Raw genomic sequence first — 23,499 nt, forward strand, 5'->3', positions numbered from 1 at the left:
GGACGGCTTTAAGCCCCGACGTACGCCGCCAAGTGCTGCCCGGTGAGCGTGGACCGGGCCGCCACCAGGTCAGCCGGCGTGCCCTCGAACACCACCGTGCCGCCGTCGTGCCCGGCCCCGGGCCCAATGTCGATGATCCAGTCCGCATGCGCCATGACCGCCTGGTGGTGCTCGATCACGATCACCGACTTGCCTGACTTCACCAGCCGGTCCAGCAGGCCCAGGAGCTGCTCCACGTCGGCCAGGTGCAGGCCGGTGGTGGGCTCGTCCAGGATGTAGACGTCGCCCTTCTCCGCCATCTGCGTGGCCAGCTTCAGCCGCTGGCGCTCGCCGCCGGACAGGGTGGTGAGCGGCTGGCCGAGGGTGATGTAGCCCAGGCCCACGTCCGCGAGCCGTTCCAGGATCTTGTGCGCGGCCGGGGTTTTGGCCTCACCCTCGGCAAAGTACTGCAGCGCCGCGTCCACGGACATGTCGAACACGTCGGCGATGCTGCTGCCGCCCAGCGTGTATTCCAGCACGGCAGCCTGGAAGCGGCGGCCCTCGCAGTCCTCGCAGGTGGACTCCACCGTGGCCATCACGCCGAGCTCGGTGAAAATCACGCCAGCGCCGTTGCAGGTGGGGCAGGCGCCTTCGGAGTTGGCGCTGAACAGGGCCGGCTTGACGCCGTTGGCCTTGGCGAACGCCTTGCGCACCGGCTCCAGGAGCCCGGTGTACGTGGCGGGGTTGCTGCGCCGAGAGCCCTTGATGGCACCCTGGTCAATGACCAGCACGCCCTCGCGCTTGGCCAGTGAGCCGTGGATGAGGGAGCTCTTGCCGGACCCGGCCACGCCCGTCACCACGCACAGCACGCCCAGCGGGACGTCGATGTCCACGTTCTTCAGGTTGTTCGTGGACGCGCCGCGCACCTCCAGTGCCCCGGTGGCGGCCCGGACCGCGTCCTTGATCCGGGCGCGGTCGTCCAGGTGCCGGCCGGTGACGGTGTCGCTGGAACGCAGCCCGTCGACGTCGCCCTCGTAAACAATCTCGCCGCCGCCGGTGCCCGCCAGGGGGCCGAGGTCGACGACGTGGTCCGCGATGGCGATCGTCTCCGGTTTGTGCTCCACCACCAGGACGGTGTTGCCTTTGTCCCGCAGCTGCAGCAGGAGATTGTTCATCCGCTCGATGTCGTGCGGATGCAGACCGATGGTGGGCTCGTCGAAAACGTAGGTGACGTCGGTGAGCGAGGAGCCCAGGTGGCGGATCATCTTGGTGCGCTGCGCCTCGCCGCCGGACAGCGTGCCGGCCGGCCGGTCCAGCGAAAGGTAGCCCAGGCCAATTTCCGTGAAGGACTCCAGCAGGTCCCGGAGCCCGGTGAGCAGCGGCCGGACGGAGGGTTCGTCCAGGTCCCGCACCCATTCGGCGAGGTCGCTGATCTGCATGGTGCACAGGTCGGCAATGCTCTTGCCCTTGATCTTGGACCCCAGGGCCTCGGGCGTGAGCCGGGTGCCCTTGCATTCGGGGCAGACGGCGAACGTGACGGCGCGTTCCACGAAGCGCCGGACGTGCGGTTGCATGGCCTCCACGTCCTTGGACAGCATGGACTTCTGGATCTTGGGGATGATGCCCTCGAACGTGAGGTTGACGCCCTCCACCTTGATCTTGGTGGGCTCGGCGAACAGCATCGTGTCCAACTGCTTCGCGGTGAACTTGGCGATCGGCTTGTCCATGGGCAGGCCCATGCCCTCGAACAGGCGGCCGTACCAGCCGTCCATCGAGTAGCCCGGAACGGTCAGGGCGCCGTCGGCGAGGGTCTTGGAATCGTCGTACAGCGCGGTCCGGTCGATGTCGCTGACGTTGCCCATGCCTTCGCAGCGGGGGCACATGCCGCCCAGGTAGGTGGCCTGCTGGACGATGCTTTTCTCCACCCGGCCGCCTTTTTCTGTGCTCATCACACCGCTGGCCTTGCGGGTGGGCACGTTGAAGGAGAATGCGGTGGGCGGGCCCACGTAGGGCTGGCCCAGGCGGCTGAACAGGATCCGCAGCATGGCGTTGGCGTCGGTGGCGGTGCCCACGGTGGAACGCGGGTTGGCGCCCATCCGCTCCTGGTCCACGATGATCGCCGTGGTCAGCCCCTCCAGCCGGTCCACGTCCGGGCGGGCCAGGCTGGGCATGAAGCCCTGCACGAACGCGCTGTAGGTTTCGTTGATCATCCGCTGCGATTCGGCGGCGATGGTGGCGAACACCAGCGAGCTCTTGCCGGAGCCGGATACACCGGTGAACACCGTCAGCCGCCGCTTGGGCAGTTCCAGGCTGACGTCCTTGAGGTTGTTCTCCCGTGCGCCCTGCACGCTGATCAGGTCGTGGCTGTCCGCGACATGCGCTGCCGCCGCCCGGTTGTCGGTGCCGGTATCCGTGCTCATCGAGCCTCCATCTCGTTGGGCGGCGCTGAAGGGAGGCTGCGCGGGCAGCCTCCCTCCGCCGTCGTTGGTAATCAGCCTACGGCTGCTGGTTGATGCGGACGGTGTTTCCGGCGGGGTCGCGGAAGGCGCAGTCCCGGATGCCGTAGGGCTGGTCTATGGGTTCCTGGACCACGTCGGCACCGCTCGCCTCCACCTTGGCGAACGCGGCGTCCACGTCGGGGGAGGAGAGGACGATGGTGGCGTAGGTGCCCTTGGCCATCATTTCGGCGATGGTGCGGCGTTCGTCCTCGGTGATGCCGGGGTCCACGGCCGGCGGGTGCAGGACGATGGAGACGTCCTTCTGGCCTGCGGGGCCCACGGTGATCCAGCGCATGGTGCCGCGGCCCACGTCGTTGCGGATTTCGAAGCCGAGCGCGTCGCGGTAGAAGGCCAGGGAGGCGTCGGGATCGGTGGCGGGAAGGAAGGTTGAGGAAATGTTGATGTCCATGGAAGTCATGCTAGTAACGCCTCAACCGCGGGCGCTTCTCGATTCCTGACCGGTCTGGTGACCTGTTTTTCCACGCACGCGGGGATGCCGGCCGTCGAGCGTTCCGCCTGCTGTTTATAGACGCTGGGAGGCATCCCCACCAGTTCGCTGAAGCGGGTGCTGAAGGTGCCCAGCGAGGAGCAGCCGACGGCGAAGCACACCTCGGTGACGCTCAGATCGCCTTTGCGGAGCAGTGCCATGGCGCGTTCGATGCGCCGGGTCATGAGGTAGCTGTAGGGCGATTCACCGTAGGCGAGCTTGAAGCGGCGGCTGAAGTGCCCGGCGGACATGTAGACGTCCCTGGCGAGCGATTCGACGTCCAGCGGCTGGGCGTACTCCCGGTCCATCCGGTCCTTGACGCGCCTCAACCCGGTGAGTTCGCGAAGGTACGGATCAGCAGGAGCGGAGGTCACTCTCAGATGGTGCTACGCGGCACCGATGTTGTCCATAGCCGGGGCCCTGCCGGAGTGGCAAATTGGCCCTCGGGTGCGGGGTATGATTATCCCGCCGGCCAGCATGAGGTCCTCGCCCGAACACGGCTTGAGGAACCCAGTGGCCGGCAAAACAACCCCCGTTTTACCCCCTCATAAGCCCTGCCTGGATTCTGCGCGGGGACCCTCGAAAGGACGTCATGGAACTGCTGTGGGAACTCGCCGGCTGGGCAGGCGCAGTTGCGATTCTCAGTGCTTACCTTTCTGTTTCCATGGGCTGGCTGAAGGCGGGCAAGGGCTTCCAGACGGCAAACCTTTTCGGCTCCGTGGCCTTCATCATCAACGGCACCCTGCACGGAGCCTGGCCTTCCGTAGTCACCAACGTGGCCTGGTTCCTCATCTCGGCAGTAGCGCTTGTGCGGATGCGTGAGGTGGAGGCCTCGGCCCAGCCCGCTGAAGCGCACGTGCAGTATCCGGGCGTTCCCGATTCCACCGGCCAGATGGCCGTCGTCGAGGCTGTTGAGGCCCTTACCGGGTCGCTGCCCGTGGTGGGTTCCGTTCCCACAGCGGCGGACACGCGGCTCGCAGCCTAGCCCTTGCCGGCCGCGGGGGACCGGCCGGGCCGTGGGTTGCCCTGCTTCCCCCCGGAGCGCTGATCATTTGAGCGCCAGCGCCGGACTGCGTGCCCATCCTGCGGACTTGACGTGAAATATTTGGCGGCGCCCTATTGGAGCGCTCCATAATGAATGCATTCTGCAGGAGTTTTGGAGGGCATGAAGTGAGTGATCTACGTATTGGCGTCGTCGGCTACGGGACGGGCGGCAGGAATTTCCATACCCCGTTCATCGAGGCCGCACAGGGCATCACCCTCGCAGGTGTGGTGACCCGCTCGACGGAGCGCACCGCTGAGGTGGCAGCGGACTGGCCCGGTGTGCCGGTGTTCGGGTCGCTGGCTGACATGGTCGCCGCCGGCGTTGACGCGGTCACCATCACCACGCCGCCGGGCACCCATCCTGAGCTGGCGTTCCAAGCCATTGCGGCAGGCCTGCACGTCATGGTGGACAAGCCGTTCGCGCCGTCGGCAGCCGAGGGCCGCGAGCTTGCCGCTGCCGCGGACAGAGCTGGCGTAGTGCTCAGCGCCTACCACAACCGGCGCTGGGATGCGGATGCCCGGACGCTTGCCGGAGTGCTCTCGGAAGGCCGATTGGGCGAGCTCTGGCGGGTCTACTCAAGGATGGACCAGCACAATCCCGGCTCCCTCACGGCCGGAGCCGCGGACGGCTTGCTGCTTGATCTCGGGAGCCACCTGGTGGACCAGTTGATCTGGCTTCTTGGCCCTGTGCAGTCTGTCAATGCACACGTGGACTGGGTGGAGACGGATTCCGGCTGCACAGATGCTGGCTTCACCCTCGACCTGGTCCACACCAGCGGCGCGCGGTCCTACGCGGAGGCCAGCAAGGCCAATCATGCGGAGGCGAGGGAACTCCGTGCCTACGGCAGCAAGGGAAGCTACCTGTCCCTCGCCTCGGATGTCCAGGCGGCCGCCGTCCTGTCCGGACTGCGACCCGCGGCCATGCCGGAGGAATGGGGGTACGAAGACCATGACCATTGGCCCATCCTTTCCACCGCTTCGGGGCGGCACCGCATCCCCTCACTGCAGGGCCGCTGGCACGACCTGTACGGCGCCTTCGCGAAAGCCACCCGCGACGGCGGCCCGGCGCCGGTGCCTGCCAGGGAGGCCATCCGGACGCTGCAGGTCCTTGACGCGGCCCGGGAGAGCGCGCTGGCCGGAAGTACCGTCGAGGTCGGGGTTCCCTAACGGACCTGACACCTATTGACAGGACAAACTTCTTCTTCCTATTCTTTCATGGAGCGCTCCAAATGTGGGGCACGTCACGCACGCCGGGCCCGGGCAAACCCCGCCCATCCCGGCGGGCTTACGCATCAGATGATCGAAGGAGATCACCCGTGAAGAAGTTTTCCTGGCAACGCGCCGCCGTTGCCGCCGTCGCCATTCCCATGCTGGCCCTCACGGCCTGCTCAAGCAGCGGCGGACGCGCCCCTGACACCGCCGGAAACGGCTCGGCCGGCCAGGTGGCCGCCACCGAGCGCATGAAGATCGCCCTGATCACGCACGCGCCGTCAGGAGATACCTTTTGGGACATCGTGCGCAAGGGCGCAGAGGAGGCTGCGGCCAAGGACAATGTGGAACTGCAGTACCTCAACGATCCGGAGGCCGGCAGGCAATCGCAGTTGATCGAGCAGGCCATCAACCAGAAGGTGGATGGCATCGCGGTTACGCTGGCCACGCCAGAGGCACTCAAGGACGCCATCAAGAAGGCCACCGACGCGGGAATCCCCGTGGTCAGCCTGAACGCGGGCGAGAACGTTTCCCAGAAGCTCGGTGCCTTCACGCACTTCGGTTCCAACGACAAGCTGGCCGGCGAGGCCGTGGGCCAGAAGCTTGCGGACCAGGGCTTCAGCCACCCCATCTGCGTGATCCAGGTCCAGGGCCACGTGGGCCTGGAAAGCCGGTGCGCCGGTGTGAAGGCCAAGGTCCCCGACACCGAGGTCCTCTACGTCACGGGGTCGGACATGACGGCCGTAGCCTCCACGTCCACCGCCAAGCTGCAGGCTTCAAAGGATGCTGACGTCATTATCGGCCTGGGCGCCCCGATCACGCTGACGCTGCTGAAATCCGTTACGGAATCCGGCAGCAAGGCCAAGGTGGCAAGTTTTGACCTGAACAAGGAATTGGCCGGCAAGATCGCGGACGGGTCCCTGCTGTTCACTGTGGACCAGCAGCCCTGGCTTCAGGGGTACGGTTCCATCGACGCGCTGTGGCAGTTCAAGCGCGGCGGCTTCCTGATCGGCGGCGGCCAGCCGGTACTGACCGGTCCCACCATCGTGGACAAAGCCAATGTTGCGTCCGTGCAGAAGTTTGCCGACGCTGGCATCCGCTAGGAGTATTCCCATGACACAGACAGCATTGGCGGCACCTCCGGTCATTGACGAGCGGGTGGGGCGGCGCAATCCGTTCCAGAAACTCCTGGGCCGTCCCGAGGTGGGTGCCCTGGTGGGCGCCGTAGTCCTTTTCATCTTCTTTTCGTCGGTCTCCGGCACCTTCCTGCAGCCCAACGCCTTCGCCACGGTGCTCTACGGCGCATCGACCATCGGCATCATGGCCGTGGGCGTATCCCTGCTGATGATCGGCGGCGAATTCGACCTCTCCACCGGCGTCGCCGTCATCAGTTCGGCGCTGACGGCCTCCCTGTTCAGCTGGTACTTCAGCATGAACATCTGGGTCGGCGTGCTGCTGGCCCTGGCGGTTTCGCTGGGCATCGGCTTCATCAACGGCTGGATCCTGGTGAAAACCAAACTGCCCAGCTTCATCGTCACCCTGGCCACATTCCTGATGCTCACCGGTCTCAACCTGGCCCTCACCCGCGCCATCGGCGGCGGAGTCTCTTCGCCGTCCATTGCGGACATGGACGGCTTCGACTCCGCCCGCGCCATCTTCGCCTCCTCGGTGACCCTGGCCGGCGTCGAAATCAAGGTCACCGTATTCTTCTGGATCGTGCTGGTGGCCGTGGCGTCCTGGGTGCTGCTGCGCACCCGCGTGGGCAACTGGATCTTCGCTGTGGGGGGCGACGCCAACGCGGCCCGTGCGGTGGGCGTCCCCGTCACCAGGACCAAGATCGGCCTGTTCATGGCGGTCGGCTTCTGCGGCTGGGTGCTGGGTATGCACAACCTGTTCGCCTTCGACGCCGTCCAGTCCGGTGAGGGCGTGGGTAACGAGTTCCTCTACATCATCGCCGCCGTCATAGGTGGCTGCCTCCTTACAGGAGGCTACGGCTCGGCGGTGGGCGGAGCGATTGGAGCCTTCATCTTCGGTATGGCCAACAAGGGCATCGTGTACGCGCAATGGAATCCGGACTGGTTCAAGTTCTTCCTGGGCCTGATGCTGCTGCTGGCCACCATCGTCAACCTCATCGTCAAACGCCGCGCGGACCTTAGGTAGGAGTGGGACATGACCGCCGAAACAAACCACAGCACCGCCCCGGCCGCCGGCAAACGGGCGCGGATCAGTAACGAGACCCTGCTCCAGGGCGAGACCGACCCGCTCACCGATCGCGCCGTGCACCTGCTCCAGCTCGACGGCGTGGGCAAGCACTATGGAAACATCATCGCCCTCCGGGACGTCACCATGGCCGTGGACAATGGACGCGTCACCTGCGTCCTGGGCGATAACGGAGCCGGCAAGTCAACGCTGATCAAGATCATCGCCGGACTGCACCAGCACGACCAAGGCGTCTTCTCCATCATGGGTGAGGAGCGCAAGCTTAATTCACCCCGCGAGGCCCTCGACGCCGGCATCGCCGCCGTCTACCAGGACCTCGCCGTCGTCGCCCTCATGCCCATCTGGCGCAACTTCTTCCTCGGCTCAGAACTCACCACCGGAAGGGGTCCGTTCCGGCGGATGGACGTCGAGAAGATGAAGGAGGTCACCAGGAAGGAACTTGCGGACATGGGCATCGACCTGCGCGACGTCGAGCAGCCCATTGGTCAGTTGTCCGGCGGCGAACGCCAATGCGTGGCGATTGCCCGGGCCGTCCACTTCGGCGCCAAGGTGCTGATCCTGGACGAGCCGACGGCTGCCCTGGGCGTCAAGCAGTCCGGCGTGGTGCTCCGCTACATCCTTCAGGCCCGCGACCGCGGCCTGGGCGTCATCTTCATTACCCACAACCCGCACCACGCTTTCCCGGTAGGAGACAGGTTCCTCCTTCTCAAGCGGGGGCGCTCCATCGGGTACTACGACAAGAAGGACATCACGCTCGAGGAGCTCACCGCCCAGATGGCCGGCGGCGCTGAACTGGCCGAGCTCGCCCACGAGCTCGAGTCCCTTGGCGGCCACCGCGACACCCTTGAGGAGGTCAAGGCCGAAACGGCCTCCGTTACCGGCAAGGCTGCCGGCTGAACGGCGCCGTACCTAAACTGCCCGCCGTCGTCGTGTACGACGGCGGGCTGCGGCGCGTGCGGTGACGCCGGGCCTGGAGAAGGTCGGTCAGGACGGCGGAGCCGCCGTTGAACCCCGTGCCATCAGCGACGGCGCCAACAGCAGCTGCCGCCGCGGGGCCGAGGGTTCGGCGATCCGGCCCAACAGGGCCCGGGCGGCTTCAGTGCCGATCGATGCGTTGTGGCTGTCGATGGACGTCAGGTCCAGGTACCGCGATTCCGCCAGGGGGGTGTTGTCGTAGCCCACCACCGAGACATCCTCCGGAGTCCGCAGCCCGTGTTGCTTGAGTGCGGCGAGGGCGCCGAGCGCCATGGTGTCGTTGGCGGCGAAAACGGCCGTGACGCCGTCGTGTCCGCTAAACAGCTCCCGCGCGGCCGTGTAGCCGGCCTCCTCGGTGGTGTCCCCGGATTCACCCACCACGAGGGGCTCCAGCCCCGCAGCCCGGACGGATCGGAGATAGCCGTCGAGGCGGGCCTTCGCGGACCCGCCGGTGCCGCTCAGGTGGCCGATCCGGCGGTGGCCCAGCTGCACCAGATGTTCCACGGCGAGGCCCGCGCCCTGCACCTCGTCGCTGGCCACCACGTCGGCAGGCCCGGAGTCGATCTCGCGTACGCCGGCCACCACGAAAGGGACATCCAGGTTCCGCAGCGGCGGGGCCGCATGCGGTTCCGCCGCGATGATCAGGCCGTCCACGTGCATCGCCAGGAATCCGTCCAGCGGGTTGCGGCCGGACAGCGCCTCAAGCTGGAGGTCCGCCACCGAGACGTTCCAGCCTGCCGGGTCGAGCACGGAACGGAGACCACGGAGGACTTCCACGAACCACGGGTTGTGGAAGTCGTCGATGAGCAGGCCGATGCTCTGCGTCCGGTTTGCGGCCAGGGCGCTCGCTGCCCGGCTGGGCCTGTAACCCAGTTCGTCGATGGCGGCCTGCACCGCCTCGCGCCGCGGGCCACTGACATTCGGCGAACCGCGCAGGACCAGCGACACCAGGGATTTGGACACGCCGGCCCGGTGGGCGACGTCGTAGATCGTTGGCCGGGCGGACGCTGAATCCGTTGAAGCTTTCACCGTGCAATCATCCCATTCCATCACGGCTCCATAGGGGATTGACAGGACAAAGTGTGGTCCTTACAGTTTTATGGAGCGCTCCAAACAGCGTACAACTTTCCGGCTTCCCCCGGCACCCGAGCGGCACGGCTCGGGCAGGTTTTCAAAGGAGAAACACATGAGCAAGTCCCTGGGCGTGGCAGTCATCGGCGCCGGCATGGCGGGCAAGGCACACGCAGCGGCCTACCGCACCGCATCCACCCTCTACTCACCGGACCTGCCGGAGATCCGCCTCGTCTCCATCGGGGACGTCAACGCAGAATTCGGTTCCGCCGCGGCCAAGCGCTTCGGCTACGACCGGCACGACAGCTCCTGGCAGGCCATTGCCGAGGCGGACGACATCGACGTGGTCAGCGTGGTCATCGCCAACAAGCTCCACCGCGAGGTTGTCGAGGGCCTGCTGGCCGCCGGCAAGCACGTCCTCTGCGAGAAGCCGCTGAGCGACACCATGGAGGACGCCCGGGCCATGGCCGAGGCCGCCCGCAACGCTTCCTCGCTGGGCCGCATCGGCTTCACGTTCCGGCGCACGCCGGGCATCGCCTACATCCGAGACCTCATCCGGTCCGGCACCCTGGGCAAGGTCCTGCACTTCAGCGGCCGCTACTGGACCGACTACGGCTGCAGCCCCGAAGCCCCCATGAGCTGGCGCTACAAGGGCGGTGCCGGCAGCGGCGCGCTGGCCGACGTCGGAAGCCACCTTGCCTACGTGGCCGAATTCCTCTGCGGCGACATCCAGTCCGTAAGCGGCGGCCAGCTGAGCACCGTCATCCCGCAGCGCCCGCTGCCCCTAGGGGCTGTCATGGGGCATGACCACTCCGCCGTCAGCGACGTCTTCGAACCCGTGGAGAACGACGACGTTGCAGCCTTCTCCGCGGAGTTCACCACCGGCGTGGGCAGCCTCGCCGTGTCCCGCGTAGCCGCCGGCCACGCGAACACCCTAACGTTCGAGGTGTTCTGCGAAAACGGCGCCGCACTCTTCGACCAGCGCCGCCCGGCCGAGATCGGACTGTTCCTCAACGAAGGTGCATCCGCGCAAAACGGCTACCGCCAGGTGGTCCTCGGGCCAGAGCACCCCTACATCGCCGGCGGCCTGGCCATGGATGCGCCGAGCGTGGGCTTCGGCCAGAATGACGCGTTCGGCTACCAGGCCCGGGCTTTCCTTGAGGAAGTGGCCGGACTGCCGGCAGAGAAGTCGCTGCCGCGCTGCGCCACCTTCGAGGAAGGCGTCCGCAACATGGAGATCCTGGCCGCCGTCACCGAGTCCGCGCAGCTGGGCGGCCGGAGCGTCGCTATCCCGCAGCCGGCGTTCGCGTAAGCGGGGTGACCGGATGACAGCCCGGACAGAAACCCCTGGCGCGGCCGCACCACGGAAGTTCATGCGGAAGATCGCGTTCTTCTCCACCTTCGGCGGCCTGCTCTTCGGCTACGACACCGGCGTCATCAACGGCGCCTTGCCGTTCATGCGCGACGACCTGTCGTTGAACCCGCTGCAGGAGGGGCTGGTCACGTCTGCGCTCCTGCTTGGCGCGGCGTTCGGGGCCATGTACACCGGGCGCCTCTCGGACCGGAACGGCCGGCGGCGCACCATTCGCTGGCTCGCCGTCGCATTCTTTACGACGACGGCGGCCGCGGCCGCCGCGCCCACCACTGAACTCCTGGTGGTGGCCAGGTTCCTCCTGGGCTTGTGCGTGGGCGGCGCGTCGGTGACGGTGCCCGTATATCTCGCCGAGATGGCATCCAGCAAGGACCGCGGCCGTATCGTCACGCAGAACGAGGTGATGATCGTCTCCGGCCAGCTGATCGCCTACGTGTCGAATGCCTTGCTGGGGACGTTCTTCGGCGACGACCACATCTGGCGGTGGATGGTGGCACTGGCCACCCTTCCCGCCGTCGTCCTGTGGTTTGGGACGCTGGTGCTGCCGGAATCGCCGCGCTGGCTGGCGGCCGGGGGGCGCGGCGACGAAGCCTTCGACGTGCTGCGCCGGGTCCGGCCCGCAAACGAGCTGCAGCGCGAATTCGACGACGTGATCCGGATGGCGCGTGAGGACTACGACTCCAGCAAAGGCGGATGGCGGGAACTGCTTGCGCACTCCTGGACCAAACGGATCCTGATTGTGGGGCTGGGGATGGCAGTGATCCAGCAAATCAGCGGAGTCAACGCCATCATGTACTACAGCACGTCCATCCTGTCGGAAGCCGGCTTCGGAACCACCGGGGCGCTGTGGGCCACCATCGCCAACGGTGCTGTGTCCGTGGCGGCGGCCACCACCGGCATGGCCCTTCTCGGCAGGGTCCGGCGGCGGCCCATGCTCATCACCGGCCTCGCCGGCACGTCCCTGTCACTGCTCCTGATCGGCATCGTGTCCCTGGTGACCGAACCGGGCATGCTCCGGGCGGTGCTGTTCCTGGGCCTGATGGCGACGTTCCTGGCCTTCATGCAGGGCTCCATCGGCCCTGTGACCTGGCTGATGCTTTCCGAGATGTTCCCCCTGACGCTCCGCGGCGCGGGGATGGGCGTGTGCGTCTTCGCGCTCTGGATGGTCAACTTCCTCATCGGGCTGTTCTTCCCAGTGCTGGTCAGCCTCATCGGCATCTCCGGGACGTTCTTTATCTTCGTGGCGCTGGGTGCGGCCGGGCTGGTGTTCCTCAAGGTGTACATGCCCGAAACCAAGGGAAAATCCCTCGAAGAACTCGAAGAGGAATTTAAGACAGGCAACACCGACGCGCTGGTCCGTGAGGGCAGCGCCGCAGAACCAACCCATATTTCCTAAGGAGTCATTATGAAACTCGGCGTCTACAACGCGATCCTGCACGACCGTAACCTGCCTGAAGCCCTTAAGGTCATCGCCAACCTGGGCCTGACGGGGATTGAGATCAACACCGGCGGTTTCCTGCCCCCGGTGCACATCCCCAACATCGACGAAATCCTGACCAGCGATGCGGCCCGGGACGAGTACCTGGCGACGTTCGAGGGCACCGGGGTGTCCATTGCCGGGTTGAACTGCAACGGCAATCCATTGCATCCCAACCGCGAGATCGGTGAGAAGCACGCCGAGGACATCCGCCGGTCCATCCGGCTGGCGCACCGCCTGGGCCAGAACCGTGTGGTCACCATGTCCGGGCTTCCCGGCGGGGAGCCCGGTGCGACCGTTCCCAACTGGATCGTGAATGCGTGGAACTCCGCAGCGCTGGACGTCCTGGAGTACCAGTGGGAGATCGCTGCGGCTTTCTGGAAGGAGATCGACCAACTGGCGCGGGAACTGGACGTCAAGGTGGCCCTGGAGCTGCACCCGCAGAACCTGGTGTTCAACACGGCGGACGTCCGGAAGCTGGCTGAGCTGACCGGCGCCACCCACGTGGGCGTGGAGCTGGATGCCTCGCACCTCTTCTGGCAGCAGATGGACCCGGTGGCCGTGGTCCGCGAACTGGGTCCGCTGGTGTTCCAGGCTGCGGCGAAGGACGTCCGGGTCAACAAGGAGAACGCAGCCCTGTACGGTGTGCTGGACAACAGCTTCCGCAAGCTGTCCCCTGAGGAAAACCGCACCAACCTTGGTGGGGACGAGTGGGCCAATGAATGGCCCAAGAACTCTGCCTGGGACTTCGTAGCCCTGGGCCGCGGCCATGACACCGCCTATTGGACCGAATTCCTGCGGGCCCTGCATGAGGTGGACCCGGAGATGCTGGTGAACATCGAACACGAGGACGTGTCGCTCGGCCGGATCGAGGGGCTCCAGGTCGCGGCGAAGGTCCTGCGGGACGCGGATGCGGCCCTCCGGTCCTCGCTGGTCAGCCAGTAACCACTTCAACGGTTGCGGGGGTGGCATCCAGTGGATGGCACCCCCGCTTTGTCCTGTGGAGGTCCCCTTGAATATTGCGGGCAAGGTCCGGATAGCACTCATCGGATCGGGAAAGATGGCGTCGCTCCACGCCCGGAACATCGCCTCAACTCCCGGTGCATGCCTGGCCGCTGTAGCGGGCGGGTCAGGCGCTGCCGGCCTTGCATCGGCCTACGGTGCCGTCTGCCTGGAGGTCAACGATGCCTTCAGCCACCCGGGCGTCGATGCAGTGGTGATTGCCTCACCCAACCGATTTCACGTTGACCACATCGTCCAGGCCGCCAACGGCGGCAAGGCTGTGCTGGTGGAAAAACCGGTGGATCTCCACTTGGGCCGGGTGGATGAATGCATCGCCGCCGTGGGGGCTGCCTCTGACCGGGTGGTGGTCGCCTTCAACCGCCGGTTCGATCCATCCTTCGCAGCTGTCCGGGAGCGGATCCTCGCGGGTGAGATCGGTGCTGTGGAGCAGTTGCTCATCATCAGCCGCGACCCCGCGCCACCACCACTGGAGTACGTCCCGGGTTCCGGGGGCCTCTTCCGGGACATGATGATCCATGACCTGGATATGGCGCGGTTCCTGGTGCCCGGGATCGTCTCCGTCCAAGCGACCACCCAGGAGACTGATCCGCAGCTTGCCGCGCTGGGTGACGCCTCCGGGGCGGTGGTGACCCTCGCTACAGGCAGCGGTGCCCTGATAACCATCCTCAACTCCCGCAGCAACGCCTCCGGCTACGACCAAAGGCTGGAAGCCGCCGGCCCGCGCGGGACGCTGACGGTCAGGAACGCCACGGAAACCCTGGTCCTGGGATCCGGCCGCGGCGGGACGAATACCGGCGGCGCTTTCACCCCGTGGTACGGCGACCGGTACGCGACGGCATACCGCAGGGAAATCGAGCATCTGGTAGCGGTGGCCCGGGGCGAGGCCATCCCGATTGCTTCGCTGCACGACGGCCGCGCCGCACTCGCCCTGGCCCTCGCCGCGGCCCGGTCGGCCGCGACGGGCCAGCGGGTCAGCGTGGGTCCGGCGGCGGCATAAGGGATAACCCCCATGCAAGTGCCCTTCCCTGGGTGACACTTCATTACGCTCCCCGGGTGTTGCGTGAGTCACATCCGTTTGCTTCTTTGGCGCACTCCTGACAAATCTTGCATCACATCTTTTTCTCAGCGCTTGTCAGCGCGTGCCCAATGGAGGGACACCACCTATGACTGACGTTCTCTGGTTTTCTGACCTCGGCCTGTCCGACCTCGACCAGGTCGGCGGCAAGAACGCCTCGCTCGGAGAAATGGTCCGGAACCTTGCCTCTGCAGGGGTAAAAGTACCGGACGGTTTCGCAACCACAGCCGACGCTTACAGAAGATTCCTTGCCGGAACGGGCCTCGATGCCCGGATTGAAAGCATCCTCGAAGACCTGGACAGCGGCGACGTGGCCGCTTTGACGGTGGCCGGGAAGCAGATCCGGGACCTGATCCGGGAGACCCCGTACCCTGACGGTTTCGAAGAGCAGATCCGCTCCGCCTATGAGCGCCTCACCGGCAGCCACGGCGCTGACGTGTCCTGGGCGGTCCGCTCCAGCGCCACGGCCGAGGACCTGCCCGACGCCTCGTTCGCAGGCCAGCAGGAGACGTTCCTGAACATCCGCGGCGTGGACAACGTCCTGCTCGCCATCAAGGACGTCTTCGCCTCGCTGTACAACGACCGAGCCATCGCCTACCGCGTGCACCACGGCTTCACCCACTCCGAGGTGGCACTCTCGGCGGGCATCCAGCGCATGGTCCGTTCCGACGTCGGCGCTTCCGGCGTGATGTTCACCATGGACACCGAATCGGGCTTCAACGACGCCGTGTTCATCACCTCGTCCTACGGCCTCGGCGAAGCCGTGGTGCAGGGCGCCGTGAACCCTGACGAGTTCTACGTCCACAAGCCTGCCCTGGCAGCCGGGCGGCCCGCCGTCCTCAAGCGCGGGCTCGGCGAAAAAGCCGTCCAGATGATCTACACGGACTCCGATGAAGTGGGCCGGACCGTGGACTTCGTTCCCGTGCCGCAGGACCTGCGGCGCCGCTTCAGCCTGACCGATGACGAGGTCCAGGAGCTGGCCCGCCACGCCCTGGCCATCGAGGCGCACTACGGGCGCCCCATGGACATCGAATGGGGCAAGGACGGCGTGGACGGTGAACTGTACATCCTGCAGGCCCGCCCCGAGACCGTGGAGTCCCGCAAGGCCTCCGGCACCATCTCGCGCTACACCCTCACCGAGCGTTCCGCCGTCCTGGCCGAGGGCCGCGCCATCGGCCAGCGCATCGGCGCCGGCCAGGTGCGCGTGCTGACCTCCATCGACCAGATGGCCTCGTTCCAGGCCGGCGACGTCCTGGTGGCCAACATGACGGACCCGGACTGGGAACCGATCATGAAGAAGGCCGCCGCCATCGTCACCGACCGCGGCGGACGCACCTGCCACGCGGCCATCATCGCCCGCGAACTGGGGATCCCCGCCGTCGTGGGTACCGGCAAGGCCTCACAGATCCTCAAGGACGGAACCCCGGTCACCGTGTCCTGCGCCGAAGGCGAGGCGGGCTTCGTCTACGAGGGGCTGCTGGATTACACCCTGCAGGAGACCAGCCTGGACACCATGCCGGAGGCCCCGGTCAAGATCATGATGAACGTGGGCACCCCGGAGCAGGCGTTCAGCTTTTCCAAGCTGCCCAACCACGGTGTTGGCCTGGCCCGCCTGGAATTCATCATCAACCGGCAGATCGGCATCCACCCCAACGCCCTCCTGGCCGTGGCCGGGGAAATCGAACGCCCGGCGTCGCTCTCGGACTTCACCGTGCGGCAGATCCGCGAAAAGACCGCAGCCTACGACGGCCCGCGGGACTACTACGTGCGGCGCCTGGCCGAAGGCATCTCCACGATCGCCGCGGCCTTCGCTCCGGAACCGGTGATCATCCGGCTCTCGGACTTCAAGTCCAACGAGTACGCCAACCTGCTGGGCGGCCCCGCGTTCGAGCCGTCCGAGGAAAACCCGATGATCGGCTACCGCGGCGCGTCCCGGTACCTTTCGGACTCGTTCCGGCAGGCCTTCGAGCTCGAGTGCGAGGCCCTGAAGTTCGTCCGCAACGAGATGGGCCTGAGCAACATCAAGATCATGGTCCCGTTCGTGCGCACCCTGGCCGAGGCCCGCGGCGTGACCGAACTGCTCGCCGCCAACGGGCTGACCCGGGGCGAGAACGGCCTGGAAATCGTGATGATGTGCGAGCTGCCGGCCAACGCGCTGCTCGCCGACGAGTTCCTCGAGTACTTTGACGGATTCTCCATCGGCTCCAACGATCTCACCCAGCTCACCCTGGGCCTGGACCGTGACTCGGCCCTCGTGGCCGAGGGCTTCGACGAGCGGAACCCGGCGGTCACCAAGCTCCTGGAGATGGCCATCTCCGCCTGCCGCGCCAAGGGCCGGTACGTGGGCATCTGCGGACAGGGCCCCAGCGACCACCCGGATTTCGCCGAGTGGCTGCTGGCCCAGGGCATCAGCTCCATCTCGCTGAACCCTGACGCCGTGACCGAAACCTGGCTGCGCCTGGCCCGCACCAGCAACCACACAGCGGTCTAAGTGCCTGACGCCCCCTGGCGGGACGTCGTGGGGGCGGGCAGCACGTCCGCCCCCACGGTGTTCTTCCTTTCGGACAGCACCGGCATCACCGCCGAGACGCTGGGCAACACCCTGCTCACGCAGTTTCCCGCCCAGCACCTGGAACGCCGCACCGTCCCGTTCATCACCACGGTGGAGCAGGCGCAGGAGGTGGTGGCGGTTATCGACCAGGTGGCCGCCGCCGGCCCCCTTCCCCTCGTCTTTTCCACCACGGTGAGCCTTGACGTCCGCGCCGTCCTGGCCCGCAGCCGCGGGCATTTCTTCGACCTGATCGGGACGCATCTCGGCCAGCTGGAGCAGGCCCTGCACGCCTCCGCCAGCGGGCAGCCCGGCCAGGCCCACGGCGTGGGCGACGCCGTGCGCTACCAGTCGCGCATGGCCGCCGTCGAGTACGCCATAGAGCACGACGACGGGCAGTCGCTCCGTGCGCTGGAACGCGCCGAGCTGATCCTCATCGCCCCGTCGCGCTGCGGCAAGACGCCCACCACCATGTACCTGGCGCTGCAGCACGGCATCCTCGCGGCCAACTTCCCGCTGGTGGAGGAGGACTTCGAAAGCCTGTCACTGCCCAAACCCCTGCTGCCGTTCGCGAAGAAGTGCTTCGGGCTGACGTCCCTGCCGGTGCGGCTGAGCCAGATCCGCCAGGAGCGCCGCCCCGGCAGCAACTACGCCTCGCTGAACCAGTGCTCCTTCGAGCTGCGCAACGCCGAGGACATGTACCGGGTGAATTCGATTCCCTTCGTGAACTCCGCCTCGATGTCCGTGGAGGAAATTTCCGCCACCGTCCTGCAGCGGATGAACCTGCACCACTGAGTGCACGATCGTCCATATTCGCGCTTCTTTAAGCCATGGGAAAGCGTGTCCGCCCTTCATAGCCTGTAGTGGTGACGAATGACGCGAAGAGCACGATTGTCCTGCCCGATGCCCCGCAGAATCAGCAGGACATCCTGGACGCGGGCGGTGTGGCCTGCTGGAGCGAACCGGTGCTGATCGACACCTACGCGCCGGGTAAGCCCGACCGGTACCCGCTGTTCCTGGACCGGCGGGTGTACCAGGGCTCCAGCGGCAAGGTGTATCCGGTGCCGTTCATCGACAGCATCGGGGCGGACAAGGAGCCCCGGCTGTGGCAGGCCATCCACCTGGAGAACGAGTATGTCCGCCTGATGCTCCTCCCGGAGATCGGCGGCCGCATCCACATCGGGTACGACAAGACTGCCGGGTACGACTTCTTCTACCGGAACAACGTGATCAAGCCCGGACTGGTGGGCCTCGCCGGGCCGTGGATCTCCGGCGGGGTGGAGTTCAACTGGCCCCAGCACCACCGGCCGGCCACCTTCCTCCCCGTGGACACCGCCGTCGAGCGCTCAGGGAACGGCAGCGTCACCGTCTGGCACAGCGACCTTGACCCGCTGCAGCGGATGCGCGGCACCCACGGCGTCCGGCTCACGCCGGGCAGTTCGCTCATTGAGGTGGAGGCCCGGCTCCACAACCGGACCGACGAGCCGCAGACCTTCCTCTGGTGGGCCAACGTCGCCGCCCGGGTGCACGACAGGTACCAGTCCTTCTTCCCCACGGACGTCACCCACGTGGCGGACCACGCCCGCCGCGCCGTCACCGCCTTTCCACGCGCGGACCGGCCGTACTACGGCGTGGACTACCCGGCGCTCGCGGCAGCCGGCGCCGGTGACGCGGGCCGGCCGGATGCGGACAGGCTCGACTTCTACGCCAACATCCCCGTCCCCACCTCCTACATGGTCACGGACACCCGGGACAGCTTCTTCGGCGGGTACGACCATGCCGCCGGGGCCGGGTTCGTCCATTGGGCAGACCGCAGGATCGCCCCCGGCAAGAAGCAGTGGACGTGGGGGACCGGCCCGGTGGGCACCGCCTGGGACAGGCATTTAACGGACGACGACGGCCCGTACGTGGAGTTGATGGCCGGCGTCTTCACGGACAACCAGCCCGATTTCAGCTACCTCGCCCCGGGTGAGACGCGCACCTTCAGCCAGTACTGGTACCCCATCCGGCAGATGGGCCCGGCGCAGCAGGCAAACCTGGACGCCGCCGTCGCGCTTTCCCTGGATGACGCGGGCCGCACCGCCACCGTGGGCGTTTCCGCCACCGCACGCAGGGACGCGCGGATCGAGCTCAGGCTCGGGGAGGCAACGCTCCACACCTGGGCCGCGGTCCTCTCGCCCGCCCATCCGTTTACCGCCACGCTTCATCTGCCCGTGCCCGCCGCCGGCACCGACCTGACGCTGCGGGTCATGGACGGAGGCACGGAAGTGATCTCGTGGACCCCGCGGCGCCCCGCGGAGAACCCCGAACCGTGGACCGCCACCGAGCCGGCGCAGCCGCAGGACATGGACAGCATGGACGAGCTGTTCATCACCGGAACGCACCTGGAACAGAACCGGCACCCCACCCGGTCACCCCTTCCGTACTTCGAGGAGATGCTGCGCCGGGATCCGCTGGACTCCCGTGCCTCCACCGCGCTCGCGGCCGCGAGGTACCGCACCGGCCACTATGCCCAGGCCCGGGACCTCCTGGAGAACGCCCTCGCCCGGCTGACCCGGCGGAACCTGAACCCGCCCAGCGGGGAAGCCAGCTACCGGCTGGGCCTGGTCCTCGAGCGGACCGGCCATTTGGAGGAAGCCCGGGAGCGCTTCGGAAAGGCTGCCTGGGACCGGGCTTGGGCCCACCCGGCGCACCTGGCCCTCGCCCGGCTGGCCCTCCGCTCCGGTGATGCAGCGGAGGCGCTCCGCCACGCAGCTTCGGCGCTCGCAACGGAAGCAACCAGCCCGGAAGCCGGGCACCTGAGGTACCTGGCACTCGAACAGCTGGGGCGGCCCACGGAGAGCGCCGCGCTGCTGGCGGACATCCTGGCGTCGGATCCGCTGGACCCGGTGGCGCAGGCCCTCGCCGGAACCCTGCAGACAGCGGATGCCAAGACCGGCCTGGCGGTGGCGTGCTGGCTGGCGCGGGCGGGGCAGTGGCAGCGTGCCCTTGACCTGACCCGCAGTGCGGAACCCGCAGACGCCCACCCGGCCTTCGGCAACCCCGGCCCGCTGCGGCGCTACCTGCGCGCCAGCTGGCTCGAGGAAATGCTGGACCCGGAGGCCGCCGCCGCGGAGCGGGCCACGGCGCGGCGCGCGGACACCACGTATGCGTTCCCGTACGGGCTGGACGACTTCGATGCGCTGCACCGGGCGCTCGAGGCCGATCCCAAGGACAGGGTGGCCCACGGGCTGCTGGGGTGCTGGCTGCTGGACGCAGGGAGGACCGCTGATGCGCTGGCGCACCTGGAAAAGGCCATGGCCCACGGTTCGCAGGACCCCGTGGTGTGGCGGAATGCCGCCCTGGCCACGGTGAACACGGGCGGGGAGGCAGGAGTTGCCGACCGGTACTTCGGCCGTGCCCTGGAACTGGCCCCGGACGATGCCCGGCTGGTGTTCGAACGGGCCGTCCTGGCGGAGATCCGCGGGCTGCCGGCCACGGAGCGGATCGCTGCCATCGAGCAGCACGGACCGGCCGTCCTGGACCGGGACGACCTCGCCATCCTCTACGCCAACCTGCTGACTGATGCCGGACGGGCAGCGGACGCGCTGGCCCTCCTTGCGTCCCGCAGCTTCCAGCCCTTCGAGGGCGGTGAGGGGCTGGCGCTCGCGGCCTACGACCGGGCCGCGGTCCAGCATGCCCGGGTCCTCATGGAGGAGGGCCCGACGGCGGCAGCCGCCTTCCTGCGGGACGGCATCGAGGCCCCGGCGAACCTGGGCGAGGGCCGGCATCCGGCGGACAGCATGGCCGAGCGGTTCGTGGCACTGGGGGACGCGCTGGAGCTTGCCGGCGATGCTGCTGGAGCGGAGGAGGCGTACAACCGCGCGCTCCTGCAGGGCGGTCCTTTGGCGGTGGACCGGCGTCCGGTGGGTCCTGTGGACTACTGGCGGGGCATTGCGTTCCTTCGGCTGGGGTTGCCGGACGGCGCCGAGGACATCTGGCGGGAGTTGGAGGCCCGGGCTGATGAACTGGACTCCGCACCCGCAGCGCCGGACTACTTCGCGACGTCGCTGCCCGAATTGCTCCTCTTTAACACTGATACCGCCGGTTCCCGGGCTGCGGCAGCCGCGCACCTCCGGCAACTCGCTGGTCAGGGGCGCCTGCTGGCCGCGCATGCCGGTACGAAAGAAGGGGCAGCACTGTGACCGAATATCCGGGAACTGAAACCTCCGCGACTGAAGAACCCCGCTACCTGGGGTCTGGAACCGTGGAAGGTGACACGGGCTCCCTGACCGGAGCGCCGCCGTCGCACCTTCCGCCCCGGCTGGCCATCACCCTCTGGGACTTTTCCTGGTACACCCGCGCCGAGGACGGCGGCCCGTACGCGGACCTCGACGCTGCGTGTGCGCGGGCCGCGGAGCTCGGGTACAACGCCATCCGCATCTGCGCGGCGCCGCTGCTGCTTTTCGGCGGGCTCGGACTCGACGCGCTCGCTGAGGACCTCGAGATCGAGGGGCTCGGCAGGGCGCCCGACGGCGAAATCTACGGCCGCGGTACGCGCTGGTACGACGCACCCGGCGGGTACCGGTTGAACCTGCGCGAGCGCCTCCTCGGGTTGTTCAACGCCGCCGAACGGCATGGGCTGGTGATCCTCCTGGCCAGCTGGGAGTACCAGCAGTCGCCGGTTTTCGGGGCGTCGCCGCGGTGGTTCGAGGCCATCGACGCCGTCCCTCTGGGCGACCGGTACCGGGTCCTGGCCGATGCTTGGGACCGGCTGGTCCGCGCGCTGTCCGAGGCCGGGCACCGGGAGCGGATCGCCATGGTGGAACTGCACAACGAGGTGGATTTCTCCATCCTTCCGGCGCTGGCCGACGGCGGCACGGAGCAGGTGCAGCGGCTGCGGCAGCTGCACCCGGACCTGCTGGTGACGGCCAGTTACGGCAAGCCACCGCACCTGGCCATGCACACCGTTCCGGAGGGCCTGGGTGCCGCCCAGTTCCACGTCTACAGCTATGGGGTTCTGGATGCGCTGCAGCAGCGCATCGATATCCGGTCCGAGGGGACCGACGGGTTTCCCAATGCTGCTTTGCGGTCGCTGCTGCGGGCTGACGCTCCCTCGCTGGCTGAGTACGGGCGGCTGGTGCCCTGGAAGTACCGGGCCACCGTGGTGACGGACCAGATGTTCTACGGCTATGACTGGATCGATCCCGCGGCCTGGGACGCGTGGCTGGACCACGAGTACGGGCCGTACCGGGAGGTGATGCGGCGGGAGATCGAATCTCGGGTGGTGGCGATCGCCGCGTGGGCCCGGTGGAAGGGTGTGCCCGCGGTGGTGGGTGAGGGGTGGATCGGCTACACGCCGCTGCAGGGCGGGTTCGAGGAGGGGCCGGCGGGGCGGGAGCTGGCCGAGCACGGCATCCGCACGGCGCTGGCGCACGGGGTGTGGGGGATGGTTTTGTGTTCCAACGCGGCGCCGCACCACCCCATGTGGGCTGACGCTGAGTGGCAGCGAAGCATGAACGATCTGATCCTCGGCTATCCGGCCAGCTGAGCTGCGTTATCCCGTCCTGGCTCCAGGCGCCCGTTCTATCATGGACATTCCGTGACTGAGGGGGACAGGTTGGCGCGTGCCACGGGATTCCAGAACCAGCGGCTGGTGGTGGTGCCCCGGCCGCTGGTCCGCGATGCCCTCAGGCGTCCCATCACCCGGCACCTGGTGGTTACCGACGCCGGCGTCTTTCCCGCGGCCGCCGACCACGGCCGGCACCGGCCGGACGGCGCGGCGGAAACCATCGTGATCCTGTGCGTGGCGGGCACGGGGTGGGTGGAAACCGGCGGGGTGCGGACCGCCGTGGGTGCGGCCACCGCCGTCGTACTTCCCGGCGGAACAGGTGAGGCGCACGCGTACGGTGCCGCGGAGGGCGACCCGTGGACTATCTGGGGGTGCCATGTGCGGGGTGCCGATGTGGCTGACCTGCTGGACGGGGCGGCCGTGCGGGGCGCGCAGGTCATTCCGCTGGTGGCGGCGGACCGGCTGACGGCGATGCTGGACGAGATCATCGCCGCGCTGGAGAAGGACCAGTCGCCGGCCAGGCTGGTGGCCACTGCCGGGATGGCGTGGCGGCTGCTGACCGCCCTGGCCATCGACCGCCGGCTGCCGGAGAAGGGGACGCCGCTGCAGCAGGCGATGAACTATTTGGAGGACCGGGTGGACGGTTCGGTCCGACTGGCCGATCTTGCGGCGCTGGTGGGGGTGTCGTCGTCGTACTTGAGCAAGCTGTTCCGGGAGGCGACGGGCGGGGGAGTGCTGGCGCACCATACGGCGTTGAAGATGGCGCGGGCACGGCTGCTGCTGGACACCACGGACCTGCCCATTGCCGAGGTGGGCCGCGAGATCGGGTTGCAGGACCAGTTCTATTTCTCCCGCCAGTTCCGGCGCCTGCATGGGGTGAGCCCCAGTGCGTACCGGGCCTTGTGCAAGGGGTAGGCCCTGTTTCTTTGTGTGGTTCGCCGAGGTAACCATTCGGCAACGGATCCCTGGT

Annotated in this window: 18 protein-coding genes; 14 read left to right on the forward strand and 4 right to left on the reverse strand. The window is 67.4% G+C overall.

Annotation, left to right across the window (positions count from 1 at the left end; genetic code table 11):
• Positions 1-8: 8 nt before the first annotated feature.
• The 3 genes from ACFV4R_RS03000 to ACFV4R_RS03010 form a co-directional block, all read right to left on the reverse strand.
• Positions 9-2,399 carry an ATP-binding cassette domain-containing protein gene (locus tag ACFV4R_RS03000; protein WP_377200970.1) on the reverse strand — a complete coding sequence of 797 codons (2,391 nt, stop codon included), beginning with the start codon at positions 2,397-2,399 and terminating at the stop codon, positions 9-11.
• A 76-nt stretch (positions 2,400-2,475) separates the two neighbouring features.
• Positions 2,476-2,895 carry a VOC family protein gene (locus tag ACFV4R_RS03005; protein ID WP_091717107.1) on the reverse strand — a complete coding sequence of 140 codons (420 nt, stop codon included), beginning with the start codon at positions 2,893-2,895 and terminating at the stop codon, positions 2,476-2,478.
• Entirely contained in the window at positions 2,892-3,338 is a 447-nt protein-coding gene (locus ACFV4R_RS03010; RefSeq protein ID WP_377200971.1) for a helix-turn-helix transcriptional regulator, read from the reverse strand. The genes ACFV4R_RS03005 and ACFV4R_RS03010 overlap by 4 nt, the downstream gene beginning before the upstream one ends.
• A gap of 218 nt (positions 3,339-3,556) precedes the next feature.
• On the opposite strand from ACFV4R_RS03010, the gene ACFV4R_RS03015 reads away from it, so the two are divergent.
• The 5 genes from ACFV4R_RS03015 (at position 3,557) to ACFV4R_RS03035 (ending at position 8,334) form a co-directional block, all read left to right on the forward strand.
• Complete coding sequence (locus ACFV4R_RS03015; RefSeq protein ID WP_377200972.1) at positions 3,557-3,949, forward strand: hypothetical protein; 393 nt, start codon at positions 3,557-3,559, stop codon at positions 3,947-3,949.
• Between the two features lie 185 nt (positions 3,950-4,134).
• Positions 4,135-5,175, forward strand: coding sequence for a Gfo/Idh/MocA family oxidoreductase (locus tag ACFV4R_RS03020; protein ID WP_377200973.1), 1,041 nt, complete (start codon positions 4,135-4,137; stop codon positions 5,173-5,175).
• A 149-nt stretch (positions 5,176-5,324) separates the two neighbouring features.
• Positions 5,325-6,320, forward strand: a complete 996-nt coding sequence (locus ACFV4R_RS03025) for a substrate-binding domain-containing protein (RefSeq protein WP_377200974.1) — start codon at positions 5,325-5,327, stop codon at positions 6,318-6,320.
• A gap of 10 nt (positions 6,321-6,330) precedes the next feature.
• Positions 6,331-7,377 (forward strand): ABC transporter permease, encoded by a 1,047-nt coding sequence (locus tag ACFV4R_RS03030; protein ID WP_012630853.1) that lies wholly within the window; start codon positions 6,331-6,333, stop codon positions 7,375-7,377.
• Between the two features lie 9 nt (positions 7,378-7,386).
• Positions 7,387-8,334, forward strand: a complete 948-nt coding sequence (locus tag ACFV4R_RS03035; RefSeq protein WP_377200975.1) for an ATP-binding cassette domain-containing protein — start codon at positions 7,387-7,389, stop codon at positions 8,332-8,334.
• Between the two features lie 87 nt (positions 8,335-8,421).
• Here ACFV4R_RS03035 and ACFV4R_RS03040 read toward each other — a convergent pair whose 3' ends face one another.
• The gene (locus ACFV4R_RS03040; protein WP_377200976.1) at positions 8,422-9,441 is read right to left on the reverse strand and encodes a LacI family DNA-binding transcriptional regulator; all 1,020 of its coding nucleotides are present in this window, start codon (positions 9,439-9,441) and stop codon (positions 8,422-8,424) included.
• 157 nt (positions 9,442-9,598) lie between these two features.
• Here ACFV4R_RS03040 and ACFV4R_RS03045 point away from each other — a divergent pair, with 157 nt between their 5' ends.
• The 9 genes from ACFV4R_RS03045 (at position 9,599) to ACFV4R_RS03085 (ending at position 23,444) form a co-directional block, all read left to right on the forward strand.
• Positions 9,599-10,795: a Gfo/Idh/MocA family protein gene (locus tag ACFV4R_RS03045; RefSeq protein WP_377200977.1), complete on the forward strand. Its 1,197-nt coding sequence runs from the start codon at positions 9,599-9,601 to the stop codon at positions 10,793-10,795.
• Between the two features lie 13 nt (positions 10,796-10,808).
• Positions 10,809-12,251 carry a sugar porter family MFS transporter gene (locus tag ACFV4R_RS03050; RefSeq protein WP_377200978.1) on the forward strand — a complete coding sequence of 481 codons (1,443 nt, stop codon included), beginning with the start codon at positions 10,809-10,811 and terminating at the stop codon, positions 12,249-12,251.
• A gap of 9 nt (positions 12,252-12,260) precedes the next feature.
• On the forward strand, positions 12,261-13,277 hold the full coding sequence (locus tag ACFV4R_RS03055) for a sugar phosphate isomerase/epimerase family protein (protein ID WP_377200979.1): 1,017 nt from the start codon (positions 12,261-12,263) through the stop codon (positions 13,275-13,277).
• Between the two features lie 67 nt (positions 13,278-13,344).
• Complete coding sequence (locus tag ACFV4R_RS03060) at positions 13,345-14,352, forward strand: Gfo/Idh/MocA family oxidoreductase (protein ID WP_377200980.1); 1,008 nt, start codon at positions 13,345-13,347, stop codon at positions 14,350-14,352.
• A 166-nt stretch (positions 14,353-14,518) separates the two neighbouring features.
• Positions 14,519-16,921: a phosphoenolpyruvate synthase gene (gene ppsA, locus ACFV4R_RS03065; RefSeq protein ID WP_377200981.1), complete on the forward strand. Its 2,403-nt coding sequence runs from the start codon at positions 14,519-14,521 to the stop codon at positions 16,919-16,921.
• On the forward strand, positions 16,922-17,773 hold the full coding sequence (locus tag ACFV4R_RS03070) for a pyruvate, water dikinase regulatory protein (RefSeq protein WP_377200982.1): 852 nt from the start codon (positions 16,922-16,924) through the stop codon (positions 17,771-17,773).
• A 71-nt stretch (positions 17,774-17,844) separates the two neighbouring features.
• The gene (locus ACFV4R_RS03075) at positions 17,845-21,162 is read left to right on the forward strand and encodes a DUF5107 domain-containing protein (RefSeq protein WP_377200983.1); all 3,318 of its coding nucleotides are present in this window, start codon (positions 17,845-17,847) and stop codon (positions 21,160-21,162) included.
• Positions 21,159-22,508, forward strand: coding sequence for a cellulase-like family protein (locus ACFV4R_RS03080; RefSeq protein ID WP_377200984.1), 1,350 nt, complete (start codon positions 21,159-21,161; stop codon positions 22,506-22,508). Before ACFV4R_RS03075 ends, ACFV4R_RS03080 begins: the two co-directional genes overlap by 4 nt.
• Positions 22,509-22,559: 51 nt before the next feature.
• On the forward strand, positions 22,560-23,444 hold the full coding sequence (locus ACFV4R_RS03085; protein ID WP_377200985.1) for a helix-turn-helix domain-containing protein: 885 nt from the start codon (positions 22,560-22,562) through the stop codon (positions 23,442-23,444).
• Positions 23,445-23,499 lie beyond the last annotated feature (55 nt).

Source organism: Pseudarthrobacter sp. NPDC059871 (assembly GCF_042731175.1).
Lineage (GTDB): Bacteria > Actinomycetota > Actinomycetes > Actinomycetales > Micrococcaceae > Arthrobacter.